The organism is Amycolatopsis umgeniensis (assembly GCF_014205155.1).
Classification (GTDB): Bacteria; Actinomycetota; Actinomycetes; order Mycobacteriales; family Pseudonocardiaceae; genus Amycolatopsis; species Amycolatopsis umgeniensis.
Map to the genome: position 1 here is coordinate 950936 of NZ_JACHMX010000001.1, position 25564 is coordinate 976499.

Consider the following 25564-nt stretch of genomic DNA (forward strand, 5'->3'; position numbering starts at 1 on the left):
AGAGCAAGAGCCGAAGGGCCGTCCAGAAAGGAGGACTTCTGTCCTCCGAAGGGAGGACGCGAACGCGCGCCGCTTCGATGATCCTTTCCCCGTGATGGAAAAAACCGGCACCCGCACGGGTGCCGCCTGGGGAATCCTCTTCGGCGGGCTCGCGGTCTTCGTGGCCGCACCCGCGCTGCTGCTGGCGACCGGGCACGACACGATCAAGCCGTCCGCTGATTCGGCCAAGGAACTTTCCCTGGCGGGTGCGCTGATTCCCGCGCTGGCCGGGATCCTGCTGATCCACGGGATCCCGCTCCACGCACCGAGACTGCTGCCCGAGGCGACCGACCGGCGCATCCTGCTCAGGCAGGCGACGACCTTGGCGCTGATCGCCTTCCTGTGGCCGCTGGCGTTGTTCGTGGTGTCCGAGGTGGGATATTCGGCGCTGGTCCGCGACATCTGGGCGCTCGCCAAACCGCTCGTGTTCCTGGTGCTGCCGCTGGTTCTCCTGCGAACCCCGCGGCCGGATCCGTTCCTGCTCAGGCACATGTGGCGGCCTCGCCAGACCTGGCAGTGGCTCGCACCGATTCCGGCGGTGGCCGTCTTCGGCTGGCTGTCCGTTCTGGGTCCGCTCGCCCCGCCGCTCCCCAGCGCCGAGGACTATCCCGATCCGGTGTACCTCGCGGTGGGCGCGACGTTGACCTTCTTCACCGCCAACGTCCTCGAAGAGGTCTTCTTCCGCGGCATGCTGCAAACCAGGCTCGAGGCGCTTTTCGGACGCTGGCCCGGAATCCTGCTGGCGTCACTGCTGTTCGCCTGGCTGCACCTGCCGACGCACGGACAGGGATCGCTCCCCCTGACCCTGGGCGCGATCGTCGCCTTCCAAGGGTTCTTCGGCCTGTTCACCGGCTACCTGTGGTCCCGGTACCGCAACCTGTGGGCGCCGATCGCCGCGCACACCGCGATGAACACCCTGCCCCTGTTACTGATGTGACGTGACTCGCGTGATCAGGGACGGAACTCACGTGACTGGAGACCGCACTCGGTGTTCCGTCCCCCATCACGCGAGATCCGTGCCTGGTCACGTGAGTTACGCGCCGATGGTCGCCGCGTCGATGACGAACCGGTAGCGGACGTCGCTGTTCTCGACCCGGTCGTAGGCCACGTTCACCTGGTCGGCCGAGATCGTCTCGATCTCCGCGCCGATCTTGTGCTCGGCGCAGAAGTCGAGCATCTCCTGGGTCTCGGCGATACCGCCGATCATCGAACCGGCGAGCACCTTGTTCCCACCGAGCAGCGAGAAAGCGTTGTAGGACAGCGGTTCGCCGGGTGCGCCGACGTTCACCATCGCGCCGCCGACGCGCAGCATGCCGAGGTAGGAGTCGATCGGCAGGGTCGCCGAAACGGTGTTGAGGATCAGGTCGAAGCGGCCGCGCAACGTCTGGAACGTCGACGCGTCACCGGTCGCGAAGTAGTCCTTCGCGCCCAGCTTCAGGCCGTCCTCCTGCTTCTTCAAGCTCTGGCTGAGCACGGTGACGTCGGCGCCCATGGCGACCGCGATCTTGACCGCCATGTGGCCGAGCCCGCCGAGGCCGACGACGGCGACCTTCTTGCCCGGTCCGGCGCCCCAGCGGTTCAGCGGGGAGTAGGTGGTGATGCCCGCGCACAGCAGCGGGGCGGCGACGTCGAGGCCGATCCCTTCCGGGATCCGGCAGACGAAACCGTCCTTCACGACGACCTGACGGCTGTAGCCGCCGTAGGTGTTCTCGCCGTCGAAGCCGACTCCGTTATAGGTCTGGACATTGCCCTTGACGCAGAACTGCTCGGTGCCAGCGAGGCAGTACTCGCACTCGCCACAGGAGTCGACCATGCAGCCGACGCCGACGCGGTCCCCGACCCGGTACTTCGTCACGCCGGAACCGACCGCGGCGACGACGCCGGCGATCTCGTGGCCGGGCACCATCGGGAAGATCGCGCTGCCCCAATCCTCCTTCACCTGGTGGATGTCGCTGTGGCAGATCCCCGCGTACGCGATGTCGATCAGCACGTCGTCCGGACGCAGGTCGCGACGCTCGATGGTCGTCGGCGCCAGGGCGGCACCCGGGGACGGCGCGGCGATGGCGTGCGTGGTCGTCGTCATGAAACCCTCCGATGAAACAGTGAGACCATGTAAGAGGTCACTTACAACTAGCGTAAGAGGCCTCTTACATATTCCGCGACCGGGACGGTGTGATCCACGACATGGGCGGCAAGTACCACCACGGCGACCTCCGCGCCGAACTCGTGCGGGTCTCGCTCGACCTGATCGCCGAGCAGGGCTTGGGCGCGTTCTCCGTCGCCGAGGTCGCCAGGCGCGCGAAGGTCAGTCCCGGCGCGCCGTACCGGCATTTCCCGGGCAAGGAGAGCCTGCTGGCCGCGATCGCGGCCACCGTCGCCTGCCAGCTGGCCGACAAGGTGCACGAGGCCATCGAGGCCGAGAGCGAGCCCGTCGCGGCACTCGCCGCGGCCGCCGGCGCGTACACGGAGTACCTCATCGAACGCCGCGCCGGGATGAACGTCATCTACTCGGACGGCTTGCAGGGTCCGGAGCACGCCGCGCTGCACGAGCAGACCCGCCGCCTGACCGACCAGTTCGTCATGCTCTGCCTCACCGTCGCCGACCAGCCGCAGGACGGGCTCGAACTGATGGAGCAGTTGTTCACCCAGGCCCACGGCTACGGCACGTTCTACCTCGACGGCGTCTTCACGAAACAGGGCTATTCCACCGAAGTCGTCGTCCGGAAGTCGGTCGAGGCCGCCCGTGTCGTCATCGAGGGCCGCACGAAAACGTGACGTGATTCACGTCTGTTTTGTCCGATCACCGGGGCCCCCGCGCCGACAGGATGCGAAGCGCAATCCCTTCGACAGCGAGGAAAACGCGTGACCGATCAGCTCCGGGGGCGCTTCCCGCGCACGCGCGGAGGCACTTCCGGGCAACCGCCGTCACAGCGGATATGCGCCCAGACGAGCTTCCCGCCGCGGACCCGCTCGCGCCGGACGCCCCACTGCACCGCCACCCCGTCCACGACGAGCAACCCGCGTCCGCGCGGGTCCTCGATCTGCGAGCGGCGCGCCCGGGGTTGTTCGAGGCTGACGTCCGCGACCTCGATGCGGACCGCGCACGGGGAGACGCCGCGCCACACCTGGATGTGGCGGGCGCCTCCACCGTGCACGTAGGCGTTGGCGACCAGCTCCGTCGCCGCCAGCAGGACGTCGTCACGATGGCCCTCACCGAGGTCGGCAAGGCATCTGACCACCCAGGCACGCATGTCCGGCAACGCTCGTGGCGTCGTGGCTCGCAGGTCTAGCACCCAGGTTCCCGGCACCGGATGCTCCGCGATACTGATCATGGAGCCACCCTTCCCGATCGCGCGGCCTCGCTGCTGAAGTCGCACGATCGGGTTACCCAGAACGCCGGTTGATCAACCAGGGCGATCAGACCGCGATGCCCCGGAAGCCTCGCAGGCGCAGGCTGTTGAACACCACGAAGACCGAGCTGAAGGCCATCGCGGCACCGGCGATCATCGGGTTGAGCAGGCCCGCCGCCGCCAGGGGAAGCGCGCCGACGTTGTAGGCGAAGGCCCAGAACAGGTTGCCCTTGATGGTGCGCAGGGTCCGGCGGGAAAGCCGGATCGCGTCCACCGCGGACCGCAGGTCACCGCGGACCAGGGTCAGGTCCCCCGCCTCGATCGCGACGTCGGTGCCGGTGCCCATCGCCAGGCCGAGATCGGCCTGGGCCAGCGCCGCCGCGTCGTTGACGCCGTCGCCGACCATCGCGACGACCTTGCCCTCGTCTTGGAGCCGCTTGACGACGTCGACCTTGTCCTTCGGCAGCACCTCGGCGATCACCGTGTCGATCCCGACCTCGGCGGCCACCGCGTGGGCGACGGCCTCGTTGTCGCCGGTGAGCAGTACCGGGGTCAGCCCCAGCTCACGCAACCGCGAGATCGCCTCGGCGGACGACGGCTTCACGGTGTCCGCGACGACCAGGACCGCCCTGGCCTCGCCGTCCCAGCCGACCACGACCGCCGTACGGCCGAGCTTCTCCTCCGCGGCTTTGGCTTCCGCCAGCTCGGCCGTCAGATGGTGACTCCACTGCTCCAGCAACGCGCTCCGGCCGACCAGCACCGCCGAACCCTCGACGATCCCTTGCACGCCAAGGCCTTCGAGGCTGGTGAATCCCTCGACCGCCGGGAGTTCACCGCTGCGTTCCCGCGCCGCGCGGGCGATGGCCTGCGCGATCGGGTGCTCCGACGCGTTCTCCAACGCCCCGGCCAGTCGCAGCGTCTTCTCCGTGTCGACGCCCTCGGCGACGTGGACCGCCACCAGCGACATCTGCCCCGTGGTCACGGTGCCCGTCTTGTCGAGGACGACCGTGTCGACCGCGCGGGTCGACTCCAGCACCTCCGGACCCTTGATCAGGATGCCGAGCTGCGCGCCCCGCCCGGTACCCACGAGCAGCGCCGTCGGGGTCGCCAGGCCCAGTGCGCACGGGCAGGCGATGATCAGCACGGCGACCGCCGCGGTGAACGCGGCCGCGACCGAACCGCCGGTGCCGAGCCAGAACATCAGCGTGCCGACGGCGAGCGCGATCACGATCGGCACGAACACCGCCGAGACCCGGTCCGCCAGCCGCTGGACCTGCGCTTTCCCGGTCTGGGCCGCCTCGACGAGCTTCGCCATCTGCGCCAGTTGCGTATCGGCGCCGACCCGGGTCGCGCGGACGACGAGCCTGCCGCCCGCGTTGACCGTCGCCCCCGCCACCGTGTCACCGGGGACGACCTCCACCGGAACGCTCTCACCGGTGAGCATGCTCGCGTCGACCGCCGACGCGCCTTCGGTGATCACGCCGTCGGTGGCGATCTTCTCCCCCGGCCGCACCACGAATTCCTCGCCCGCCGCGAGTTCGCCGATCGGGATACGGATTTCCTCGCCGTCGCGCAGCACCGCGACGTCCTTCGCGCCGAGTTCGAGCAAGGCGCGCAACGCCGCGCCCGCCCTCCGCTTGGACCGCGCTTCGAAATAGCGTCCGGCGAGGATGAACGTCGTGACACCGGCCGCGACCTCGAGGTAGATGTTGCCGTCACCGGCCATCCGCTGCACGGTGAGCTCGAAGGGATGCGTCATCCCCGGCGTTCCCGCTGAGCCGAACAGCAAGGCGTACAACGACCACAGGAACGCCGCGAGCGTGCCCATCGAGATCAGCGTGTCCATTGTGGCCGCGCCATGGCGCAGATTCGCCCACGCCGCCTTGTGGAACGGCCATGCCGCCCACACCAGCACCGGCGCGGCCAGCGTCAGCGAGATCCACTGCCAGTAGGTGAACTGCCACGCGGGCACCATCGCGAGCACGATCACCGGCACCGACAGCACGGCGGAACCGAGCAGCCGCTGCCTCAGCGGCGCGATGGGATCGGTCTCCTCGGCCGGCTCTTCCTTCTCCGGTGAGGGCAGGGCGGCCGAGTACCCGGCCGCCTCGACCTGCTCGATCAGCAGTCTCGGTTCGATGTCCGCCGGGAAGCTGACCTTCGCTTTTTCCGTCGCGTAGTTGACCGTGGCGGTGACACCGTCGAGCTTGTTCAGCTTCCGTTCGATGCGCAGGGCGCACGAAGCGCAGGTCATGCCGGTGATCGCGAGTTCGACTTCGGTTTCGGCCACCTTGGCGGTTTCCGTGGTCATCGGTGGCTTCCTTCCCCGGTGGTGACGGTGAACTCGGCGGTGCGGACCTCGTCCTCGTGCCGGAAGTCCAGGAACAGCCGGTACGTGCCGTCCGTCGGGACCTCGGCGAAGAAGGTGATCGCCGGTCCGGGCGCGGTCCGGCCGTCACCGGGTTCGCCGTCCGGGTGGACGTGCAGGTACGCGAGGTCGCCGCCGCGCAACGCGACCAGATGCCCGTAGGCACCGAGGTACGGCTGGAGATCGGTGACGTCGCGACCGTTCTTGGTGACGGTGAGCGCCACCTTCGACGACGTGCCCGGCGTGAGTTCGCCGTCGAGCCGGACCTGGTAGCCGTCGACCTCCGCGACGTACGAGGGCCGATACTCGGCGGGCCGGAAGTCGCCACCGGCGAAGACGTCGGCGCCCAGGGTCGTCGCCTCTCCGCCGCTGGGCTTGAAGTCGGCGAAGACGCGGTAGACGCCCGCCTCACCCACGGCCAGCGGCACGGTCCACGTGCCGTCCTCGCCGAGTTCGGGGTGGACGTGCCGGAAACCGGCGGTGTCGCGGCGGACGACGATGAGGTGCATCCGCTTCTCGTGTTCGACGTCGTAGGCGGTCACCGGCGCGCCGTCGGCGCCGAGGATCCGGAAGGTGAAGGGACGGGTCGTGCCCGGAACTAGCGTCGTGGTGGTGGGCGTGAGGGTGTAGCCGCCCCTGGACGACGCGAGCCCGGCGGGCTCATGGTCCTGCTTGACCTGCGCCGCTTCCGCGACAGTGCCGCTGTGGGTGTCCGAATGCCCGGCGTCCTCGCCACCGGACACACCGGCGGCGCCGGGATGCGGACCGACAGCGGTGCCGGCCGCCCAGCCGCCACCGGCGACCAGGGCGAGTGCCACACCGTAGGCGGAGAGCTTCGCTGCTGTGTTCATCGTGGGAGTCCTTAGTGCGGGGGTCACCCGCGATCGTGGAGCCGCTCAGGCGGTCAACTGGTATCCGGCTTCTTCCACGGCGGCGCGGACATCCGCAGCCGCGGGTTCACGGGAACCGGTGACGGTCACCGCACCGGTCGGCAGATCGACCCGGACGCCGGTGACGCCGTCGATCTTCGAGACCTCTTCGGTGACCGAACGCACGCAGTGGTCGCAGGTCATGCCGGTGACGGTGTAAGTCGTTTCGCTCATGAACCCAACGTACATACCCCCGGGGGGTACCGCAATGGCCCGGGGATACCCCAGCAGGGTATCGTGGGTCACATACCCCCGAGGGGTAATCTCGCCACCAGGCGCGCGCCCGTTCCGGCATCCTCCGCCCGCAGCGATCCGCCGTGCCGGACGGCGATGTCCCGTGCGAGCGTGAGACCGAGACCCGTGCCTCCCGCGTCCCGTGCGCGAGCGTCGTCGAGCCGGGCGAACCGGTCGAAGACGCGCTCGCGATCCGCGGCGGGGATCCCGGGTCCGTCGTCGGTCACTTCGAGGACCGCCTCCCTCGCGTCACGCCGGAGCCGCACGGTGACGGAAGAGCGTGCGTGCCGCACGGCGTTGTCGAGCAGATTGCGCAACAACCGTTCCAGCTGCACGGGTTCTCCCGCGACCTCGGTTCGACCCTCCACATCGGACACGACGGCCGGTCCCGTTTCGAGGGCGCGTTCGGCGACCTGCTCCGCCACCACGTCGGCGAGGTCGACGACGCCTTCCGGTGCCGGGACTTCGGCCGGATCGACGGCCAGCTGGAGGAGATCCGCGGTGATGCGCTGGAGCCGCTGGATGTCGAGCAGCGAACGGCGGGCGACGGCGGGCCAATCCGCGCGATCGACGTGGGTGAGCGCGACCTCCAACCCGGCGCGGAGGTTCGCGAGCGGGCTGCGCAGCTCGTGGCTGGCATCGGCGACGAACCGTTCCTGCTGGTCATACGCCTGCTGCAGCCTGTCGAGGGTGGCGTTCGTGGTGGTCGCGAGCCTGGCGACCTCGTCGCGGGACGGGGGTACCGGAACCCGGCGGTCGAGTCTGCTCCCGCTGACTTCGGCCAGTTCACGGCGGATGGCCTCCACCGGCCGCAACGCCCGGCCCGCCGCGAGCCACGCGACCAGTGCGGTGATCAGCACCGCGAGCGGGACGAAGAAGGCCAGGGTGTCGTCGAAGGTCCCCAGCGTCCGGAGCGTGTCCCACGGCAGCACGAACAGGTAGAGCGTGAGCCGCTGCTCGCCGCCGCCGATCACTTTGCCCAGCACGGTGTACTCGCGATACTCGCGCCATTGTGGATGGTCACCGGGCTTCAACGTGGCCTTGGTGGTGACCGACCAGTCCGAGGGCGCCCCGGCGGGCGCGGGCGGCAGCGTCGTCCACGCGGGATCCCAGCGACGCAGGTTCTCGCTGCTCGCCACCGGCCGCCCGGCGTCGTCGACCACCTCGAACAGGGCGTCGCCGGAGGGCGGCATCGGCTTCCCTGCCCGGTACGTCTCGGCCAGCCCGTCCAGCTGGGCACGGGTGGCGCTGATGGCGCTGCCCGACAGTTGCCTGCTCAGCAGCTCGCGGGTGCCCAGCCAGCCGAGGGTGAAAACGATCGCGCAGAGCAGCGCCGCCGAGAGCGCGGTGCTCCGCCGCACCGACGAGGGCCACCAGCCGGTCATTCGGTCACCAGCCGGTAGCCGGCGCCGCGCACGGTCGCGATGGTGTGCCGTCCGAACGGCGCGTCCAGTTTGCGCCGCAACGCGCTCACGTAGACCTCGACGATGTTGGGGTCGCCCCGATAGGCCAGATCCCAGACCTGCTCGAGGATCTCCCGCTTCGTCACCAGCTGCCCGCCGTTGCGCAACAGGCATTCGAGGACCGAGAACTCCTTGGTGGTCAACGACACCTGCGCACCAGCGCGGCGGCACGTCCGCTTCGCCGGATCCAGCACGAGATCACCGAACTCCAGCACCCCCGCCGAACCCGCCGCGCCCCGGCGGACCAGGGCCCGCAGGCGGGCGGTGAGGACCACGTACGAGAACGGCTTGCTCAGGTAGTCGTCGGCGCCGGTGTCGAGCGCCTCGGCTTCGTCGTACTCGCCGTTCTTCGCCGTCAGCATGAGGATCGGCGTGGTCACCCCGCGTTCCCGCAGCGCCGCGCAGACGCGGTAGCCGTTCAGCTTCGGGAGCATGATGTCCAGCACGATCACCTGATACGGGTACAGCTGCGCGAGTTCGAGCCCTTCGAGACCGTCGTGGGCGAGGTCGACCGCGTAACCGTCGGCCTCGAGTCCCCATTGGAGGGTCTCGGCCAACCGCATTTCGTCTTCCACCACGAGCACGCGCATACCTCGATCTTCTCAGATCGCCGAAAGCCTTCCTGAAGCGTTCTTCAGGTTGTTTCAGGAACCGTTCAGGTGCTTCCCGCCATGATCGCGGAATGAACACAATGGACGGTCCCGCCGCGGGCGCGATCGATGTCTCGAAGGTCTACGGCCGGGGCGACACGGCGGTCCGGGCGCTGGATCACGTGTCGCTGGACTTCCCCCGCGGCCGGTTCACCGCGATCATGGGGCCGTCGGGTTCGGGCAAATCGACCCTCATGCACTGCCTCGCCGGCCTGGACACCGTCGACAGCGGCCGAGTCCACATCGGACGGACGGAGCTCACCGGCCTGTCCGACGCCGACCTGACCAGGCTGCGCCGGGACCGCGTCGGGTTCGTGTTCCAGTCGTTCAACCTCCTGCCGACCATGAACGCCGAGGAGAACATCCTGCTCGGGCTCCGGCTCGCCGGGCGGCGCCCGGATCCGGCGTGGTTCGGCACCGTCGTGGACACGCTGGGCCTCCGGCAGCGCCTGCGGCACAAACCGGGTGAACTCTCCGGCGGCCAGCAGCAGCGGGTGGCCTGTGCCCGCGCGCTCGTCGGCAGGCCGGACGTCGTGTTCGCCGACGAGCCCACCGGCAGCCTCGATTCGCGTTCCGGCGCCGAAGTGCTGGACTTCCTGCGCACCTCGGTCCGCGAACTCGGCCAGACGGTGGTGATGGTGACCCACGATCCGGTGGCCGCCTCGTATACCGACCGCCGGGTGGTACTGGCCGACGGCCGGATCACCGAGCTCTCCGGTCTGGGGGCGTGATGCTGCGAACCGTGCTCGCCGGGCTCAAGGCCCGGCCGCTGCGGCTGCTGCTGTCGGCCGTCGCCGTCACCCTCGGCGTGACCTTCGTGGCGGGGTCGTTCGTGCTCACGGACTCCGTCGGCGCGGGGCTGCGGGAAGCGGTCGCCTTCGAAACGCGCGGCGTGGACGCGTCGATCGACGCCACCAGCCGGGCCGTACTCGACGACACGGCCCTGGCGAAGGCCCGCGCGGTGCCCGGTGTCGCCGTCGCGGACGGCCGGGCCACCGTCAGCGCACCGATCCTCGGCCCTGACGGCCGTCCGCGAGACGCCGCCGCGACCGCGTTGGGTACCGAAGGCCTACGCCCGTACGACCTCGCGGACGGCCGCTTTCCCCAGGGCGCGGGGGAAATCGCGATGGAACGGAACAGTGCCGAGGGATTCTCGCCGGGGCAGCCCGTGACCGTGCTGGACGAGACCGGCGGCCGTCACGCGCTGACGCTGGTCGGCACTTTCAGCCGCCCCACCGACGCGGGGCTGGGCGGGGCGACGCTGGTGGTGTCGCAGGAAACACTGCGGCAGCTGAGTCCGGCGGCGACCTTCGGCGAGATCGTCGTCCACGCGTCACCGGGTGTCGGCCCGGCACAGCTCGTCGCGGATCTGAAGAAGGCGGTGGGCGCACCGGTGGTCACGGGGAAAGAGGCCGCTGCCAGGCTGCTCCGGGAGACAGCGCCGAACACGGCCGGGATAGCGAAGTTCTTCACCGCCTTCGCGGTCCTCGCCATGGTGGTGGCCGCGATGGTGATCACCAACTCCTTCACCATCCTCGTGGCCCAGCGATCGCGTGAACTGGCGTTGCTGCGCTGCGTCGGCGCCGGTAAACGACAGGTCTTCGGCAGTGTGCTCGCCGAGGCGGCCGTGGTGGGCGCGATCGCCTCCGTGGCCGGGCTGTTCGGCGGGCTGGGTGTCGCCGCTCTCCTGCAGACAGTCGCGGGTCAGGAGACCGTGTACGTCCCGCTGACCGCGCGGACCTTGGCCGCCGCGCCGGCGATCGGCATCCTGGTGACCGCGCTCGCGGCGGCGATCCCGGCGTGGTCCGCGACCAGGGTCGCGCCTGTCGAGGCACTCCGGACCCCTGTCGAGTCCGCGCGCGCCGGGCGTCCCCGTATGGTCGTCGCGGCGATCCTGCTCGCCGCCGGTATCGGCGCGGGCGTGCTGGCCCTTCGGTCCACAGTGGAGGATGGCGCCGCCCTCGCCGTGGTGGCGATGGTCGCGCTGCTCGGCGCCACACTGGCCGCCGGACCGCTGGTGGCCGGACCGGTCGTCCGGGCGCTCGGCTCGCTCGTACCGGGGCAGCCCGCGAAACTCGCCGCGCTCAACGCGGACCGCAACCCCAAGCGCACCGCCGCCAGCGCCGCCGCGCTCACCATCGGCCTCGCCGTCGTCGCACTCGCGACCACCGTGGCGGCGGGCGTCGAAGCGGGCCGGAGCCACGGCATCGGCGAGCAACTCGCCGCCGATTTCACCGTCACCTCGGTCCTCCCGGCCCGGTCACTGCCCGCCACCCTCGCCGGCACCCTGGCGACCGTTCCCGGCGTGACCGCCACCGAGATCCGCCACTCCTTCTCCGGCGACCTCGGCGAGTACGGCACGTATCAACTCACCGCCGTCAGCGGAGATCTTTTGCGCCCCACAGTGCTCTCCGGACGTCTCGACCGGCTCGGCCCCGGCGAGATCGCCATCAGCAAGGACCTCGCCGACCAGTCCGGGCTCGCCGTCGGCGACACCGTGCGCTCCCTGCGCGTGGTGGCGGTCTATGACGGCGTGGACGCACCGGGCATCGATCTGGGATTCGCGCTGGTCGACCTCTCAGAGCAGCGAAAGATCGCCATGAACGAGGAGAACCACGACGGGAGCGTGCTCGTCAAGGTCGACGATCCCGATCGGGCGCGGCCGCTGCTGGAGCGGGAACTGGCCGGCACGCCGATCGCGAAACTGAGCAGTGTCGACGAGATCGAGGAAGAGGCGGCCGCGCCACTGCGGGAGACCCTGAACCTCATGTGGGCCTTGACCGCGCTGGCCGTGCTGATCGCTTTCGCCGGGATCGCGAACACGCTTTCGCTGTCCGTCCTGGAACGGACGCGGGAGTCGGCGCTGCTGCGCGCGCTCGGCCTCACCCGCGGCGGGCTCGGCGCCGCCTTGACCGTGGAGTCGGTGTTCGTCGCGGTTCTCGGGGCCACTTGCGGACTGCTGGTCGGGATCGGGTCGGCTTGGCTGATCACGGAGGTGGCGTCGGGCGGCGGCGAGCCGATCGTGTTCGCGCCGCCTTGGGGGCGGTTGGGGGTTCTGGTGGCAGCGGCTCTGGTCGCCGCTCCGCTGGCGGCTTGGGTTCCGGCTCGGCGAGCGGGGCGGGTTTCGCTGACCGGTTCGCGGGAATAGAGCGACTCTGAGCAACCCCGGCCGGGTCGCGAACGTGCGTTCAGCATGAGGAGTCAACCGACCGCGATCGAAGTAGCCGAGGCCAGCGCGTGGCTGAGCAAACGCGGCATCCGGGTCAGAACACCGTCCAGGCCGCTCACGGTCAGGATCGCCGCGCGGCAGGCGAGGGCGACCAGGACCAAGTTCCTCTGGCTGATGATCGCCGTGGTCGTCGCCTCCGCGCTCACGATCACGTTCTATTACCTGCAGAAACTCCCCGGTGTGCGAGGCGTGGAAATGCCGGAAAGCCGGTACGTCCATTTCAATCATGCTCGGACTGTGGGCGTCGATCCTCCACCGAGAACGGCAACTGGGCGGCCTTCCGGCGCCGACCCGGCGGCCGTCCGCCACGGGGGTCGTCGGTGGCTGGTACCTGGCCTCGTTCCAGATCACCTTCGTCGGTGGCGCGGCGCTGGCCGTGGCCATGTATCTCACGACCTCGTCGCGCACCTTCGCCTGGACATGGCTGGCCGCGCTCGGCTGGCCTGCGCTCTGATGCACGACGATCCTCATCTGGGCCGTGACGCGCCGGGGCCGCCGCGTCGATCGCCGTCGACCGGGAGTTGCGCTTCCAGGACAGCTGGCTCGCACCGCCCGCGGCCTTCGCGGTCGCAAGCCTGACCGACCCGTTCTTCAGTCACCGGTCGCCGCCGGGCTTCACCTGGTGGATGGTGGGCTACGCCGCGCTCGCGGTCGTCACGGAACCGACGAGACGGCGAACGTTCCGAACCAGATGTACAACTCCTGGGCGAACAGAGGAGGGGATGGACAGTAGCGAGATCGAGCTGCGGTTCTTTGGCTCGGCGCGGGCAGCGTCGCGCCCTGCCGACACTGAACAGTTTCGGACAGCTGTGCTCAATCCAAACCCTTCAAGAACTCGGCGACGCCCGTCTCCACAATCGAGTGGATCGACCAAAGCGACCTCTGAAACACCACGAATCGCGCCACCATCGAGAGACGCGACTTCCGCCGGGATGAGACGACAGCCTGACAAAGGTTCTGACTCAACGGCTGCGATCGCCGTGATTCTTTGGGCTGTTCTATCTCGCCGCGGTTGCTCCCCGTCGATGATAGAGCGAGCGCGAACTTCGTGAGCAGCCACGGCTCATTGACCATGTGAAATCGAGCCGTGTCACATGAATATGTGATAGCACAGGTGTTCGACTGCGGGTATCGTTGGAGTCGTGGCCAGCAACGATGCACCCCAGACGACACCCGCCGAGTGGTGGCGTGTCGACACGGCGACGCTGCATGCCCGTAAACAGGAACTCGAAGTCCTCAAACGCCAACTGGATGCCGAGCAGAACGCGATCCTCGCGGAAATCAATATCCGTGGGGTGCGGGGGTGTTCGGGTCATTCGACGTTGGCGGCGATGATTTTCGAGGACTTCCATGTCACGACGAAGGAGGCCGATGCTCGCGCCGACCGGGTCCTGGCCTTGTATCCCGGCCCGTCGATCGGCGGCGATCCCGCCCCGCCTCTGGCGCCGCTGACCGCCGACGCCGCTGCGGAGGGCGCGATCGGTGGTTCGCAGATCGATGCGATCATCGGGGCTTTGGCGCGGATCCCGTCCTTCGTTCCGGAGGACGATGTGCGGGGTGGGGAGAAGATCCTGGTGGATCTCGCCCGCCACGCCGGGCCCCGCGCGATCGCCCAAGCCGGACGACGACTCCTGGATGAGCTGGACCCGGACGGGAAAGAGCCCCGGGACGAGAACCCGAAAGACGCCCGGCCGGAGTTGCGGTTCGTCAAACACCGCAACGGCACCCTCGGCCTCAAAGGCACCCTCGACCTCGAAACCTACGCACGACTGAAGTCCGACCTCGACCCCATGGCCAAACCGCACAAGGCCATCGACGGAGTCCGGGACTCCCGCACCCAAGACGAACGCTACGGGGACGCTTTCACCGACTACGTGAGGTTGAAGACCACCAGCCGGAACCTTCCCGGCCAAGCCGGGGAAGCCACCCACATCCTGGTGACCATGTCCTACGAGGACCTCATCCGAGACATCGGCGAGGCCCATCTGGATCTGGTCGGTCCGATCAGCGCCACCGACGCCCGCATCCTCGCCTGTGATGCCCGCGTCCGGCCCGGAGTCCTCGGCACCGCGGGCGAACCCTTGGACATCGGCCGTTCGAAACGGACCGTGTCGTTGGCGCAGAAGTACGCGCTCACCATTCGCGACGGTGGTTGCGCGTTCCCGGGCTGCGATATGCCGGTACCACGCTGTACCGCTCACCATATTGTTTTCTGGGAACACCACGGCGAAACGAAAATCGACAACCTCGTGCTGCTGTGCACCAAACACCACCGGCTCATCCACCACAGTGAATGGAAAGTCCGGATCGCTCAGGATGGCCTGCCCGAATTCACGGCCCCGGCCTACCTTGACCCCACCGGCCAACCCAGGCGCAACACCATGCACCTCAGGACATAGGCCGTTGTGCTTGAGAGTCGGGAAAGCGACCGGAAGTCAGCGGTCGTGGATTTCTCGCGCCGCAAACCCGGGGACCGAACCTCGAAGTAGCGCCGCCTGACGTCCTGCTTCCGGATCCGCCCTCCGGCATCGGTTCCCTTGACCTAAGGCGTGTTTCATAAGCCGAGTTCGCGGTCTTCGCGCCCAGGTGGTCCCTGGCGGCACGGCGAGATGCGCCCGAGTACGACCCGGTACGAGGGCGATCCCGCCGCACCACCAGGATCACGAAGCCCATCGAACAGGCTCATGAAACACGCCTAAGCCGAGATTCACCTTGAGCTCGGTCGCGAGTTTGCTCACCGGCGGCGTGACCGACGGCTGCTCTCCCTTGTCAGCGTGGCGTCGGGCAACACGAGCGCTTGGCGGGGCCTCTCCAGCAGCGGCGCAACGAGCAGGTTCGCCCACCTGAACCGCCACGTCCCTGAGCGCCACTCAAGCCAGCCGCAGTTCCCGCCCCGGCAAGGACCGTCGCCGATCCGTCACCAGGATCATCGCCAGCGTCCCGATTCCCAGCCACACCACCAGTTGCACGATCCCCGACGTCAGTCCGTCCGTCCCGGTCAGCAGGGAACGCAGCGCGACCAACGCGCCGTTGGTCGGCAGGATTCCCAGCACGGTCCCGAAGAAGCCGGGCACGGTCGAGACCAGCGAAGCGCCGACGGTCAGCACCAGGATCGCCAGCGCGACGAAGCGGCCAGGGCGTTTGAAGATCGCCACCAGCGCCTGGTTGACCACGGTGAACGTTCCGGCCGCGAGTACCAGCACCGCGAGCAGGGTCACCGCCTTGCCGAAACTCAGGCCGAGGAACGCCCAGAACACCCCGGTCAGGATCAGGGCGGTCAGCACGGCCAGCGTCGCGCCCGGGACGGCCGCGGCGAGGATGATCCGCCAGCTCGGTTCGCGGGTGGTGAGCACGCTCGGCGGCACGGCCTGGATCACCTGGTACGTCGCCAGCGCGCATCCCCACAGCGCCAGCACGAGGATCAGCGCCACCGCGCCTTCGCCGAACGATCCCGAGCCCGCCGAGTCGGCGATCGTGGGGGTCGCGGCGACCTGTTTGAGGTGGTCGCGTTCGGTCTGGGTGTAGTCGGGCACCTTGCCTCGGCCCTCGTTGAGGCCCTTGGCCAGTTCCGAGGCGCCGGATTCGGCGCGCCGGGCGCCGTCGGCGGCGGAGCGGGCGCCGGTGGCGAGATCGCCCGCGCCGGTGGACAACGTCGTCGCGCCGCCTGCGAGCTGGCCGGCACCACCGGCGAGCCGGCGAGCACCGGAATCGGCGGCCTTGACACCGGCATCGAGTTTCCGTGCGCCGTCGGCCGCCGAGCCGATACCGCCTGCCAGCTCCTTCGACTTGTCCGCGAGTTGCTTGTTCCCGTCGGCGACCTTCTGGGAGCCCGCCGACAGGTCCTGCACCGCCTTCTTCGTCTGTACGACGGCGTCGCGGATTTCGGCGCGCTTGCCGTCGAGGATCGCGGCGTCGGCCGTGAGCTTCTCCGAAGCGGCTTTCAGATCGGCGCAGAACTTGGTGTCACCACTGCACTTCTGCGCGAGTTCGGCGAACTTCCGCGCCGAATCACCCGCGGTGGGCAGCGCGTCGATGATCCGGACGACCTTGTCCGCCAAAGGCGAGATCTTGTCGGCCAGCTGCTTGTTGCCGTTCGCGACCTGCTGCGCCCCGTCGGCCAGCTCCCGGGTCAGCCGGGGCAGCTGGGCCGTGTCCTTCTCGGCCTGGGTCAGCCCCGACGAGAGTTGCCCGGAACCGGTGGCGAGCTGCCCGGTGCCGCTCGCGAGTTTGCTCGCGCCGTCGGCCAGCTGTCCGGCCGCGCCACTGAGCTTTCCCGCCCCACCGGCGAGTTCACCGGCGCCGGAGGCCAGTTTCCCCGTCCCGTCGGCCAGTCCGCGCAAGCCGACGACGAGCTGGTCGCTGCCGTCGGCCGCGGTCACGAGTTGCTGGTGGATCGAGGAGAACCCGACGTACAGATTGTCCACATAGGTCTCGACGATCTGCCGGTTGAGCGCGGTGAGCGTCGCGTTCGCGACCTCCCGGCTCGCCACCGGATCGACGAGGCCGGTCCGCTGCGAGGTCTCGACGCGCATGATCGCCTGCCGCGCGTCGAGCGGCTTGCCCGAAGTCGACGTGGCCTGCGCGGAGAAGTTCGGCGGGATGGTCACGACAGCCGAGTACGTCCCGTCGGAGATGCCTTCCTTCGCGTCCTCGGCGTCGGTGAGCACCCAGGTGTACGCGGAATCCTCGCCGTGCACGAGATTTCCGGCCAGTTCACGGCCGAGCGGGATCAGCTGGCCGTTCACGGTCACGGGTTCGTCGGTGTTGACGACGGCGGCCTTGGCCGCGCCGTGGTTGTCGCCGGGCGACCAGAACGCCCAGGCCAGCCCGAGCGCGACGATCACCGGGACGAGCACGATCCCGAGCCAGGTCTTCCAGGTCAGCGGGCCGAAGGCGGTCGCACGGACGGAACCGGTGAAGAAGCGGGACATCAGCGGACCTCGGCGGGGACGAGCGCGGGTGTCATGGCGAGACCCGCGACGGCGGTGGTGGGCAGCAGATCCCGCACGATGGCGAGGCTCTGGCAGGACACGGCGAACGTCGCGGCCCTGCTCGCGAACGCCTCTCTCAACCCGGCACGCTGAGCGGTGGCGACGACCGTGTCCAGATCGTCGAGGAAGACGAGACCCACGCCTTCCTCGAGCGCACGGCGGACCTCTCCGGCGGGATCGTCGGTCTCCTTGCAGGCGATGAAGGCGACGCTCCGGCGGACGGCGTGCGCGTGCTGCGGCAGCACGCGGCCGAGGACTTTGAGATCACCGCGGACGTTCGGGACGCGACCGGCGAGCGCGTAGAGCAGGGCGCTCTTGCCCGCCGGGCCGGAACCGTGCACGGCGAGGATCTCGCCCGGTCCGAGGTGCAGTTCGACGTCGCGGAAGACGGTGCGGCCGCGGTCGTCGTCGACGCGGAGACCGGCGGCGCTGATCACTTCGGCCGAACCGGGTGCTGGCCAGTCGGCGAGCCGGAGTTCGTGGACGAGGCCGTCACCCTCGGCGTCGAACACCGGCAGTTTGCGGTCCAGCCACGGCGGCAGGCCCCAGGCGCGCGGGCCCAGCAGCGCGAGGATCGCCGGGACGAGGGTCATCCGCACGAGGAAGGCGTCCACGAACACGCCGACGGCGAGACTGAACGCGATCGGTTTGATCGTGGCGCTGCCGTCGGGCACGAACGCGGCGAACACGCCCAGCATGATCACCGCCGCCGCGGTCACGACTCTCGACGCGGACACGAAACCCGTCTCGATCGCCTTGTACGCGTCGCCGTGATGGACGTAGTCCTCCCGGATCCGGGAGACGAGGAACACCTCGTAGTCCATGGCTAGTCCGAAAAGGACACCCATCAGGATGATCGGCAGGAAGCTGATCACGCTGCCGGTCCGGGTCACGCCCAGCGCCTCGGCCAGATGTCCCTGCCCGAACACGAACGACGTGGCGCCGAACGCGGCACCGATCGAGAGCAGATAGCCGAAGGTGGCCTTGAGCGGCACCAGCACCGAGCGGAACACCATCGCCAGCAGCACCAGCGAAAGCCCGACGACCAGGATGCCGAACGGGAGCAGCGCGCTGCCGAGCTGCGTGGACACGTCGATGCCGACGGCCGTGAAGCCGGTGACCGCGGTCTGGACGCCGTACCGGTCCTTGAACTGCCCCTCCATCGACCGCAGCCGCTCGACGAGATCTCCGGTCGCCTCGTCGGAGGCACCGGTCGTGGGTACGACCTGGATGATCGCGGTGTCGCCCTTGGGGTTAGGCGTGGCGAGCGGGACGACGGCGACGCCGGGAACCCGGCGGATGTCGTCGGCGATGCCGTTCGTGATCCCGACCGGATCGGTGGTCGAGAGGATGTCCGCGGTGACGATCAGCGGGCCGTTGAACCCGGGCCCGAAATGCTCGGCGACGACGTCGTAGGCGACGCGGGCCGGGGTGCCGTCCTCGTCGGTTCCGTTGTCCGGCAAGGCGAGCCGGAGATCCAGCGCGGGCACCGACGCCACCGCGAGCACCCCGACGATCAGCGCGATCGTCACCCACGGCGACTTGGTGGCGAGACGGACCCAGCGCAGGCTGAAGCGCGACTTCTTCTTGCGCTTGGTCTTCTTCGGTTTCTTGGGCCGTAGCCGTTCACCGGCGAAACCCAGCAGCGCGGGGATGAGGGTGATGGCCACGATCACCGCGACGGCGACCCCGCCCGCCGCGGCGATTCCCATCGTGGTCAGGAACGGGATCCCCGCGACGAAAAGGCCCAGCAGGGCGATCACCACGGTGAGCCCGGCGAAGATGACGGCGGATCCCGCGGTCGCGGTCGCCCTGGCGATGGACTCCTCGACATCGAGCCCTTCGGCGAGCTGGTCTCGGTGCCGGGAAAGCAGGAAGAGCGCGTAGTCGATGCCGACGGCCAGTCCGAGCATGACCGCGAGCATCGGCGCCGTGGAGGACACGGTCGCCACCGAAGTCGCCGCGTAGACGAGCGCCACCGAAACGCCGACGCCGAGGATCGCCGTCAGCAACGGCATCCCCGCCGCGATGAACGAACCGAACACCATCAGCAGCACCACGAGCGCGATGACGAGGCCGATCCCCTCGGTGGGGCTGAGCTTCGGCACCTTGTCCGAGAACGCGTCGCCGCCGGTGAGCACCTCGGTGCCCTGGCCGATCCGGTTCTCCAGGTCCTGCGCGACGCCGGCCAGCGCGGTCCGGGTCGACGGCTGGATGTCGGCCAGCCCGACGTCGAGTTGCACGGTGACCAAAGCGGCTCGGCCGTCCTTCGACACCGCGTCGTGCACTGCGGTGTCGAAGGGATTCACGACCGTCGAGACCTGTGGGGCCCTGGTCAGCTCTGGCACCACGGCGCCGACCGCGTCGCGAACGGCGGCCGAGTCGGCCCGCTGTCCTTCGGGGACGAGCACGACCAATTGCGCCGAAGTCCCGCTCACCTGCGGGAAAACCCGGCCGAGATGGTCGAGTGCCTCCTGGGATTCCGAGCCGGGGATCGCGAACGTGTCGTCGGTGCCCTGGCCGAACAGTAGCGCCGCCCCGCCCGCGACGCACAGCACCACCAGCCACAACGCGGTGACCAGTACGCGTCCGCGAGCGGCCAGCCTGCCGAGGCGGTAGAGGAATGACGACACGATCGGCTCCCGGCACTCGTTGGATACATGGCGTATCGTAATACACTCTGTATCCGATTCACGATGTATCCTGTCCCACAGCCGGGTGAACCGGACGCATACGGGAGAATGGCGAGATGACCGAGGAGCGGGGCGCCACCATGACCAGGCGCCGGGCGGACACCCGCCGACGGCTGATCGACGCGGCGTACGAAGCCTTCTCCGAACGCGGCATCCGGGACACCCCGGTCGAGCTGATCTGCGAGCGCGCCGGCTTCACCCGCGGCGCCTTCTACTCGAACTTCAGCTCGAAGGAGGATCTCTTCCTGGCCCTGTTCCAAGAAGAGACCTCGGTCCGGCTCGAGCGATTCCGCGAGGCCACCGAAAGCGTGCTCGGCGAGTTCGTGGTCCACGTGGACGACGACCTCTCCCCCACCCTCGGGCGGATCGCCGACCTGTTCATGGTCGCGCTCAGCGCGGACAAGAACTGGTACCTGCTGTGCGCGGAATTCCGCACGCAGGGACTGCGGCAGCCGGAGATCCGCGACCGGATCGCCGCCGCGTTCCGCTACTTCCACACCGAACTGGGCAAGGTACTGGTCGGCGCGCTCGACCGGATCGGCCGGGAACTGACGATCTCGGCGGACGACGCGGTACTCGTCCTGGTCGCCCTGTACGAGCAGGGGTTGCAGAACTACCTGTTGGAAGGCACCGAACTGCCCGGCGACGGACGATTCGTGAGCGAACTGATCCCGAAGGTGATGGCCTCCCTCATCATCCCGGCGACCTGAGCCGTCAACACGGTGGCGGAAGCCAGCCCGGAGTGGTGACGACCTTCTCGGGCGCCACGGTCATCTGCGAAGTCTTCGACCCGTAGCCGAATCCGACGAGTCCGCCGGGGCAGACCCGAACCGCGGCGGGCCCGCCCTGAGTCCGGGATTCCCGCCAGGCGACGGGATCCAGTCCGACCCGCCACACCTTCCAGAACGGCGCCCCGTCCCGATGACCGGTACAGGAGTCGTCCGCGGGCAAGCCTTCGACGCGGCAGACGTAGCCGGAATCCCCGTACGGCCCGGTTCCGCTCCCCAGCCGCACCGCGAGCCCGGAGTGTTCGAGCGCGGTCCGCGCGTCACCGGGTGAGCCGGACACGCAGCGCACGAGCACTTCCGTCTCCCTGCTCACCGCGACGGTCACCCCTTCCGCTCCGTCACAGGCGCCGGTTCGCGAAACCGGGTCCACGGCGGGAAAAAGGGCCACCAGGCTGAGGAGTACAGACAAGATCGACACGTTCGGATACTACGGGTGCCCACCCGGCTGCGCACAGTGAATCTTTCGCGGACGGCCGACACAAATCACGCTCCGTTTCGCACGAAAGGAGAGAATATGTCGGAAATTGCCCCACTCAGGGGGCTTGCGCAATTTCCAGCGCAGGAAAAAGATGTGTTCTTCTCTCGCGCGCCCACCCCTTTGGCGCGGTCCTCGAAAGGTTCAGAGCGTGACACACAGGCGCCTTACCGCATTCGTCGTTCCCCTCGCCCTCGCCGGATTCCTGCTGACCGCGGGCGGCACCGCCCAGTCGCGGCAACCGGCACAGAGCCCTGTCGACATCTCACTCGGCGCGATCCGGTTCGATCCCACCCTGCCGAAGCTGAACGTCTCCTACGGCCATTCGGATCTGGACCTGGAATACGTCCGAAAGGACGCATCGGACGCCAACGGGTGCGGTACGAGAAATCACGAAGAAACCGAGGAGGCCGTGGTCAGACCCGGCTCCGGGCACGTCACGCTCGCCGGGGTCCGCTACGAACTCGAACAGTTCCATTTCCACACCCCGTCCGAGCATCGCTTCCAGGGTCGGACCGATCCGCTGGAAATGCATTTCGTGCACCGCAGCGCCGCCGGGAAACTGCTGGTGATCGGCGTCCCGCTGCGCTCGGGCGCCGCGTCGCCGGTGGATCGCGTCCTGGCGAAGCTCGCGCCGGAATGCGGCGAGACGGTGGCGCTGGCGGACTTCGACCTCGACACGCTCCTGCCCCGCGACCGCGGCACGCTCCGGTACGACGGCTCGCTCACCACGGCCCCGTTCATCGAAGGCGTGCAGTGGTTCCTGATGTCCGAGCGGACCGTCTCGCCCGCGACGATCGCGCGGTTCCAGGGCCTGTTCGGCGGCGGCAACGCCCGCGCGCCGCAGCCGCTCAACGGACGGCACCTCACCGCGGTGCCGCAGATTTGAGGCGACCGAAGCGGCCCTTCGCCTGCCGTGCCGGCCGGCCCCCTTTTTAAAGCACCGCAAGCGTTTCATCGGGATTTCATGGCGCCGCCCTACGGTTCCGGGCACGGATCCGCACCGGCGGACCGGAGGCCACGAGGAGACGTGCATGAGCCCGGCGAGCCGGACCCCGTACAACATGGTGATGCCCAGGGACGACCGGCCGAGCCCCGGAGAACGGGCCGGGGTCTTCGGGCCGGGCTGGAGCTGGGTCGCGTTCTCCACGCCGTGGGCCGACGGCCGACCGTCGCCCCGGTACCGGTGGACGCTGTTCGAGACAGCCGCCCAGGCCGTCGACGACCTCCGTCGCTGTCTCGACGACGGCAACGTCGGCAGGCGCGGTGCCCTGTGCTCGTCCGTGCTCCGGAAGCGCGGGGCACCGCGGGAACTGGTGCTGTGCGACGCCGCGGACTGGGCGTGCGTCGTCCACAAGGTCCGCGCCGGGGTCCATGTGACCGACGCCGGTGACGCCTATTTCGCGCGGTGGCGGAAGAGCATGGCGGGGCACCGCTTCACGATCATCAACGCCGGTGGGCCGACTGTCTGGTGAGGTCCAGGCCTTCCAGCGCGAGCGACCGTTGCAGGGAATCACCGTCGGGTCCGATGGTGGTCAGCACCCATTCGAAATGCTCGCGGGCGGCCGCCGGGTCGCCCGCGGCGAGATGGGTGCGGCCGAGCCGGTTGCGGATCTCCGACTCCATCCCGATGATGGTCTCCTCGGTGACCGCCGTCAGCGCCCGCCGCTGGAGTTCGAACGCCTCGCCGAGGTTCCCGAGTTCCAGTTCCGCGGCGCCGAGCCGAGCCAGGCTGGTCGCGATCAGCAGGCCGTCCGTGGTCTCCTCGGCGAGTTCGACCGAACGCCGGAGGTCCAGCACGGCCTCGGCGAACCTGCCGGTTTCGAGGCGGACGGTGCCGCTGTGGCACAGCACCCTCGCCAGCATCCCGGGGCTGCCGATCTCCTCGCTCAGGTCACGGGCGCGGCCGAGGTGGACGAGCGCTTCGTCGTGCTCGCCCCGCAGATAGGCGAGATATCCGAGCGCGGACAACGTCCGTTCGGCGAGCCAGCCGTCCCCCACTTCCTCGGCCATGATCATCACCCGCCGCATGCCGGGGATCGCGAGATCGTGCCGCCCCGCGATCAGATCGGCCATGGTGAGCCCGCCCAGCGCCCGCGCCTCCACTCCGCGGTCGCCGGACGCCTGACCCGCCCGCAGCGCTTCGTCGAACCAGCCGCGCGCCCGGTCCAGTTGCCCCTGCATGGCATAGGCGTAGCCGAGGCAGAACCGCAGCGACGAGACCAAGCGCTCGTCTTCGGCCCGTTCGGCCAGCGGCAGCGCGATCTGCAGTGCCGTCCGGGATTCGTGGTACCGCTGCTGGCGCGCGAGATAGTCGACCAGCCCCTCGGCGATCGAGCACGCGAGGCCGTCCAGCCCGGCCTCAGCCGCTTGAGTGACGACCTCGGGCAGGTCACCGACGGCGTCCAGCCACGCGGACGCGTCACGTTGCCCGGTGAAAGGTCCATCGCCGGATTCGAGCGGGAACCGCGCGACACCCCATTCGCTCGCCCGGCGAGCGGCGCCGAGATACAGACCGTACACCCGTTTTCGGGCCTCTTCGACGACCTCACCGGGCAGTTCCCCGGCGAGCCGTCGTGCGTAGACCCCCACCAGATCGTGCAGCCGGTAGCGGCCGCTCGCCGGTTCCTGCACGAGGCTCGCGTCGACGAGGCTTTCCAGCTGACGCTCGGCCTCGGCGGGCGAACAGTCCAGCAGTGCGGCGACCGAAAGCCGGTCGAATTCGGGCGTCGGGGTCAGGCCGAGCACGCCGAAAGCGCGTTGCTCGGCGGGCCGCAGTTGCTCGTACGACAGGCGCAGCGCCACCTCGACGCTGCGGTCCTCGGCGGTCAGTTCGCCGAGGCGCCGCTCGTCGTCCGACATCCGGTCCACCAGATCCTTGAACGTCCACATCGGACGGTTCTGCAACCGGGCGCCCGCGATCCGCAACGCGAGCGGCAGCCTGCCGCACAGTCCGGCGAGCGCGCGCACGGCGAACCGTTCACCCTCGGCCCTCGGCGCCCCCACGATGCGGCCGAGCAGCCGTTCCGCGGCCTCGAGTCCCAGCGCGCCGAGGGAAACGCGGCGATCGGCGTCCAAACCGGACAGTCGACGGCGGCTGGTCACCAGCACACGGCTGCCCGGCCCGGACGGGAGCAGGGGCCGCACCTGGCCGGCGGACTCCGCGTTGTCGAGTACCAGCAGCAACCGCAGATGCACTGTCGCCGCCCGCCACGACGCGGCCAGTTCGTCGAGATCGTCCGGCATGGCGCCGTCTTCGACACCGACAGCGCGCAGCAGGCGCCTGAGAGCGCGCTCCGGCGTCACCGGCTCGCGACCTTCGGTGTACCCGTGCAGATCCACGAACAGCGCACCGTCCGGATAGGACTCGCGGAGCCGGTGGGCCGCGCGCACCGCGAGCGTCGTCTTGCCCGCGCCCGGCACGCCGTCGACGGCGTCGACCGTGACCGCCTCCGGGTCGCCGTCCTCGACGAGCAGCGCGAATTCCCGTTCCCTGCCGACGAGTTCGCCGTTGGTGGCGGGCAGCTCGTTGCGGATCCGGCGCGGCGTCTCCTTGCGCTGGGAGACACCGAGCAGCGCGTCGTCCCCGCGCAGCACCGCTTCCTGTACCTGCCGCAGTTCCTCGCCCGGCTCGACACCGAGTTGCTCCACCAGCCGCTCGCGGACGTCGGTGAACACCTCCAGCGCCTCCGCCTGACGCCCGCCGCCGTAGAGCGCCCGCATCAGCAACGCGGCCAGCGGCTCGCTCGGCGGGTCCGCGGACACCAGCGCCGACAGTTCGCCGATCACCTCGTCGAAGCGGCCGAGTTTCAGCTGTGCGCGCAGTTTCCGGCGCAGCAGCAGGAGCCTGCGTTCCTCCAGCCGTCGCCGCTCGCCCTGGACGAACGCGCCGGGCAGTCCCGTCAGTGGCTCGCCGTGGAACAGCCCGAGCGCGTCGGCGAAGGTGTCCACCGCGGTGATGAAGTCGCCCGTCTCCTCGGCGGCGGCCGCGACGACCGCGATCTCCTCCAGCCGCGCCACGTCCAGCCGCACCCCGCCACTGGCGAAGCGGTAGCCGCCCCGGTCGGACACGATCACCGAGTCCCGCGGCTTCTGCCCGGAGGTGTCCAGGCAATCCCGCAGCCGCCGGACGTACACCGGCAGCACATTCGACTCCGGCGGCCGTTCCCAGAGCCCGTCGGTGAGTTCGTGGTGGCTGACGGTCACGTCCGGGCGCAGCAGCAGCGCGGCCAGCACGGCCTGCTGCCGGACCGGACCGAGGTCCAGTCTCGTCTCCCCTTGCCAGGCCCGCAACGGGCCGAGCACCTCGAAGCGAAGCCGCGAGTCCTGCATGATCCCCCCTTCGTTTCGCATGG

Annotated in this window: 21 protein-coding genes; 9 read left to right on the top strand and 12 right to left on the bottom strand. The window is 69.3% G+C overall.

Going from position 1 to position 25564, the window contains the following annotated elements:
* Positions 1-94 precede the first annotated feature (94 nt).
* A complete protein-coding gene (locus HDA45_RS04120) occupies positions 95-976 on the top strand; it encodes a CPBP family intramembrane glutamic endopeptidase (RefSeq protein WP_221471560.1) in 882 nt (293 codons plus the stop codon).
* Positions 977-1072: 96 nt separating this feature from the next.
* Here HDA45_RS04120 and HDA45_RS04125 read toward each other — a convergent pair whose 3' ends face one another.
* Positions 1073-2122 (bottom strand): NAD(P)-dependent alcohol dehydrogenase, encoded by a 1050-nt coding sequence (locus HDA45_RS04125; protein WP_184891966.1) that lies wholly within the window; start codon positions 2120-2122, stop codon positions 1073-1075.
* An 89-nt stretch (positions 2123-2211) separates the two neighbouring features.
* Between HDA45_RS04125 and HDA45_RS04130 the strand changes: the two genes are divergently transcribed.
* Positions 2212-2814 carry a TetR family transcriptional regulator gene (locus tag HDA45_RS04130; RefSeq protein ID WP_184891967.1) on the top strand — a complete coding sequence of 201 codons (603 nt, stop codon included), beginning with the start codon at positions 2212-2214 and terminating at the stop codon, positions 2812-2814.
* Positions 2815-2909: 95 nt separating this feature from the next.
* Here the strand turns inward: HDA45_RS04130 and HDA45_RS04135 are convergent, their stop codons facing one another.
* From HDA45_RS04135 to HDA45_RS04160, 6 genes are all read right to left on the bottom strand, one after another.
* Positions 2910-3371 (bottom strand): ATP-binding protein, encoded by a 462-nt coding sequence (locus HDA45_RS04135; RefSeq protein WP_184891968.1) that lies wholly within the window; start codon positions 3369-3371, stop codon positions 2910-2912.
* A gap of 85 nt (positions 3372-3456) precedes the next feature.
* Positions 3457-5700 (bottom strand): heavy metal translocating P-type ATPase, encoded by a 2244-nt coding sequence (locus HDA45_RS04140; RefSeq protein WP_184891969.1) that lies wholly within the window; start codon positions 5698-5700, stop codon positions 3457-3459.
* Complete coding sequence (locus HDA45_RS04145) at positions 5697-6608, bottom strand: hypothetical protein (RefSeq protein WP_184891970.1); 912 nt, start codon at positions 6606-6608, stop codon at positions 5697-5699. Before HDA45_RS04145 ends, HDA45_RS04140 begins: the two co-directional genes overlap by 4 nt.
* 45 nt (positions 6609-6653) lie before the next feature.
* The gene (locus HDA45_RS04150) at positions 6654-6860 is read right to left on the bottom strand and encodes a heavy-metal-associated domain-containing protein (RefSeq protein ID WP_184891971.1); all 207 of its coding nucleotides are present in this window, start codon (positions 6858-6860) and stop codon (positions 6654-6656) included.
* Positions 6861-6928: 68 nt separating this feature from the next.
* Positions 6929-8305, bottom strand: coding sequence for an ATP-binding protein (locus HDA45_RS04155; protein ID WP_184891972.1), 1377 nt, complete (start codon positions 8303-8305; stop codon positions 6929-6931).
* Positions 8302-8973 carry a response regulator transcription factor gene (locus tag HDA45_RS04160; RefSeq protein WP_184891975.1) on the bottom strand — a complete coding sequence of 224 codons (672 nt, stop codon included), beginning with the start codon at positions 8971-8973 and terminating at the stop codon, positions 8302-8304. The genes HDA45_RS04155 and HDA45_RS04160 overlap by 4 nt, the downstream gene beginning before the upstream one ends.
* A gap of 101 nt (positions 8974-9074) precedes the next feature.
* Between HDA45_RS04160 and HDA45_RS04165 the strand changes: the two genes are divergently transcribed.
* Positions 9075-9764 (top strand): ABC transporter ATP-binding protein, encoded by a 690-nt coding sequence (locus tag HDA45_RS04165; RefSeq protein WP_184905282.1) that lies wholly within the window; start codon positions 9075-9077, stop codon positions 9762-9764.
* Positions 9764-12181, top strand: coding sequence for an ABC transporter permease (locus HDA45_RS04170; RefSeq protein ID WP_184891977.1), 2418 nt, complete (start codon positions 9764-9766; stop codon positions 12179-12181). The genes HDA45_RS04165 and HDA45_RS04170 overlap by 1 nt, the downstream gene beginning before the upstream one ends.
* Positions 12182-12234: 53 nt before the next feature.
* Here HDA45_RS04170 and HDA45_RS04175 read toward each other — a convergent pair whose 3' ends face one another.
* Positions 12235-12408 (bottom strand): hypothetical protein, encoded by a 174-nt coding sequence (locus HDA45_RS04175; RefSeq protein WP_184891979.1) that lies wholly within the window; start codon positions 12406-12408, stop codon positions 12235-12237.
* A gap of 80 nt (positions 12409-12488) precedes the next feature.
* Between HDA45_RS04175 and HDA45_RS04180 the strand changes: the two genes are divergently transcribed.
* The gene (locus tag HDA45_RS04180) at positions 12489-12716 is read left to right on the top strand and encodes a hypothetical protein (RefSeq protein WP_184891981.1); all 228 of its coding nucleotides are present in this window, start codon (positions 12489-12491) and stop codon (positions 12714-12716) included.
* Positions 12717-13404: 688 nt separating this feature from the next.
* Complete coding sequence (locus tag HDA45_RS04185; protein WP_184891983.1) at positions 13405-14661, top strand: DUF222 domain-containing protein; 1257 nt, start codon at positions 13405-13407, stop codon at positions 14659-14661.
* 471 nt (positions 14662-15132) lie between these two features.
* Here HDA45_RS04185 and HDA45_RS04190 read toward each other — a convergent pair whose 3' ends face one another.
* Entirely contained in the window at positions 15133-17193 is a 2061-nt protein-coding gene (locus HDA45_RS04190) for a YhgE/Pip domain-containing protein (RefSeq protein WP_184891985.1), read from the bottom strand.
* Complete coding sequence (locus tag HDA45_RS04195) at positions 17193-19886, bottom strand: MMPL family transporter (protein WP_184891987.1); 2694 nt, start codon at positions 19884-19886, stop codon at positions 17193-17195. The genes HDA45_RS04190 and HDA45_RS04195 overlap by 1 nt, the downstream gene beginning before the upstream one ends.
* A 116-nt stretch (positions 19887-20002) precedes the next feature.
* Between HDA45_RS04195 and HDA45_RS04200 the strand changes: the two genes are divergently transcribed.
* On the top strand, positions 20003-20656 hold the full coding sequence (locus HDA45_RS04200) for a TetR/AcrR family transcriptional regulator (protein WP_184891989.1): 654 nt from the start codon (positions 20003-20005) through the stop codon (positions 20654-20656).
* Between the two features lie 4 nt (positions 20657-20660).
* Here the strand turns inward: HDA45_RS04200 and HDA45_RS04205 are convergent, their stop codons facing one another.
* The gene (locus tag HDA45_RS04205; protein ID WP_184891991.1) at positions 20661-21152 is read right to left on the bottom strand and encodes a hypothetical protein; all 492 of its coding nucleotides are present in this window, start codon (positions 21150-21152) and stop codon (positions 20661-20663) included.
* A 208-nt stretch (positions 21153-21360) separates the two neighbouring features.
* Here HDA45_RS04205 and HDA45_RS04210 point away from each other — a divergent pair, with 208 nt between their 5' ends.
* On the top strand, positions 21361-22098 hold the full coding sequence (locus HDA45_RS04210; RefSeq protein WP_184891994.1) for a carbonic anhydrase family protein: 738 nt from the start codon (positions 21361-21363) through the stop codon (positions 22096-22098).
* A 145-nt stretch (positions 22099-22243) separates the two neighbouring features.
* Positions 22244-22684: a hypothetical protein gene (locus HDA45_RS04215; protein ID WP_184891996.1), complete on the top strand. Its 441-nt coding sequence runs from the start codon at positions 22244-22246 to the stop codon at positions 22682-22684.
* Here the strand turns inward: HDA45_RS04215 and HDA45_RS04220 are convergent.
* Positions 22656-25562 carry an AfsR/SARP family transcriptional regulator gene (locus HDA45_RS04220; protein WP_184891998.1) on the bottom strand — a complete coding sequence of 969 codons (2907 nt, stop codon included), beginning with the start codon at positions 25560-25562 and terminating at the stop codon, positions 22656-22658. The two genes, HDA45_RS04215 and HDA45_RS04220, sit on opposite strands and share 29 nt — an antisense overlap.
* Between the last annotated feature and the right edge of the window lie 2 nt (positions 25563-25564).

What these genes read in the sequence shown, in the direction of transcription:
- HDA45_RS04190 (WP_184891985.1), bottom strand. Translation starts at nt 17,193, where the DNA reads ATGTCCCGCTTCTTCACCGGTTCCGTCCGTGCGACCGCCTTCGGCCCG.
- HDA45_RS04120 (WP_221471560.1), top strand. Translation starts at nt 95, where the DNA reads ATGGAAAAAACCGGCACCCGCACGGGTGCCGCCTGGGGAATCCTCTTC.
- HDA45_RS04135 (WP_184891968.1), bottom strand. Translation starts at nt 3,371, where the DNA reads ATGATCAGTATCGCGGAGCATCCGGTGCCGGGAACCTGGGTGCTAGAC.
- HDA45_RS04155 (WP_184891972.1), bottom strand. Translation starts at nt 8,305, where the DNA reads ATGACCGGCTGGTGGCCCTCGTCGGTGCGGCGGAGCACCGCGCTCTCG.
- HDA45_RS04160 (WP_184891975.1), bottom strand. Translation starts at nt 8,973, where the DNA reads ATGCGCGTGCTCGTGGTGGAAGACGAAATGCGGTTGGCCGAGACCCTC.
- HDA45_RS04170 (WP_184891977.1), top strand. Translation starts at nt 9,764, where the DNA reads ATGCTGCGAACCGTGCTCGCCGGGCTCAAGGCCCGGCCGCTGCGGCTG.
- HDA45_RS04200 (WP_184891989.1), top strand. Translation starts at nt 20,003, where the DNA reads ATGACCGAGGAGCGGGGCGCCACCATGACCAGGCGCCGGGCGGACACC.
- HDA45_RS04145 (WP_184891970.1), bottom strand. Translation starts at nt 6,608, where the DNA reads ATGAACACAGCAGCGAAGCTCTCCGCCTACGGTGTGGCACTCGCCCTG.
- HDA45_RS04125 (WP_184891966.1), bottom strand. Translation starts at nt 2,122, where the DNA reads ATGACGACGACCACGCACGCCATCGCCGCGCCGTCCCCGGGTGCCGCC.
- HDA45_RS04215 (WP_184891996.1), top strand. Translation starts at nt 22,244, where the DNA reads ATGAGCCCGGCGAGCCGGACCCCGTACAACATGGTGATGCCCAGGGAC.
- HDA45_RS04220 (WP_184891998.1), bottom strand. Translation starts at nt 25,562, where the DNA reads ATGCGAAACGAAGGGGGGATCATGCAGGACTCGCGGCTTCGCTTCGAG.
- HDA45_RS04150 (WP_184891971.1), bottom strand. Translation starts at nt 6,860, where the DNA reads ATGAGCGAAACGACTTACACCGTCACCGGCATGACCTGCGACCACTGC.
- HDA45_RS04165 (WP_184905282.1), top strand. Translation starts at nt 9,075, where the DNA reads ATGGACGGTCCCGCCGCGGGCGCGATCGATGTCTCGAAGGTCTACGGC.
- HDA45_RS04180 (WP_184891981.1), top strand. Translation starts at nt 12,489, where the DNA reads ATGCTCGGACTGTGGGCGTCGATCCTCCACCGAGAACGGCAACTGGGC.
- HDA45_RS04140 (WP_184891969.1), bottom strand. Translation starts at nt 5,700, where the DNA reads ATGACCACGGAAACCGCCAAGGTGGCCGAAACCGAAGTCGAACTCGCG.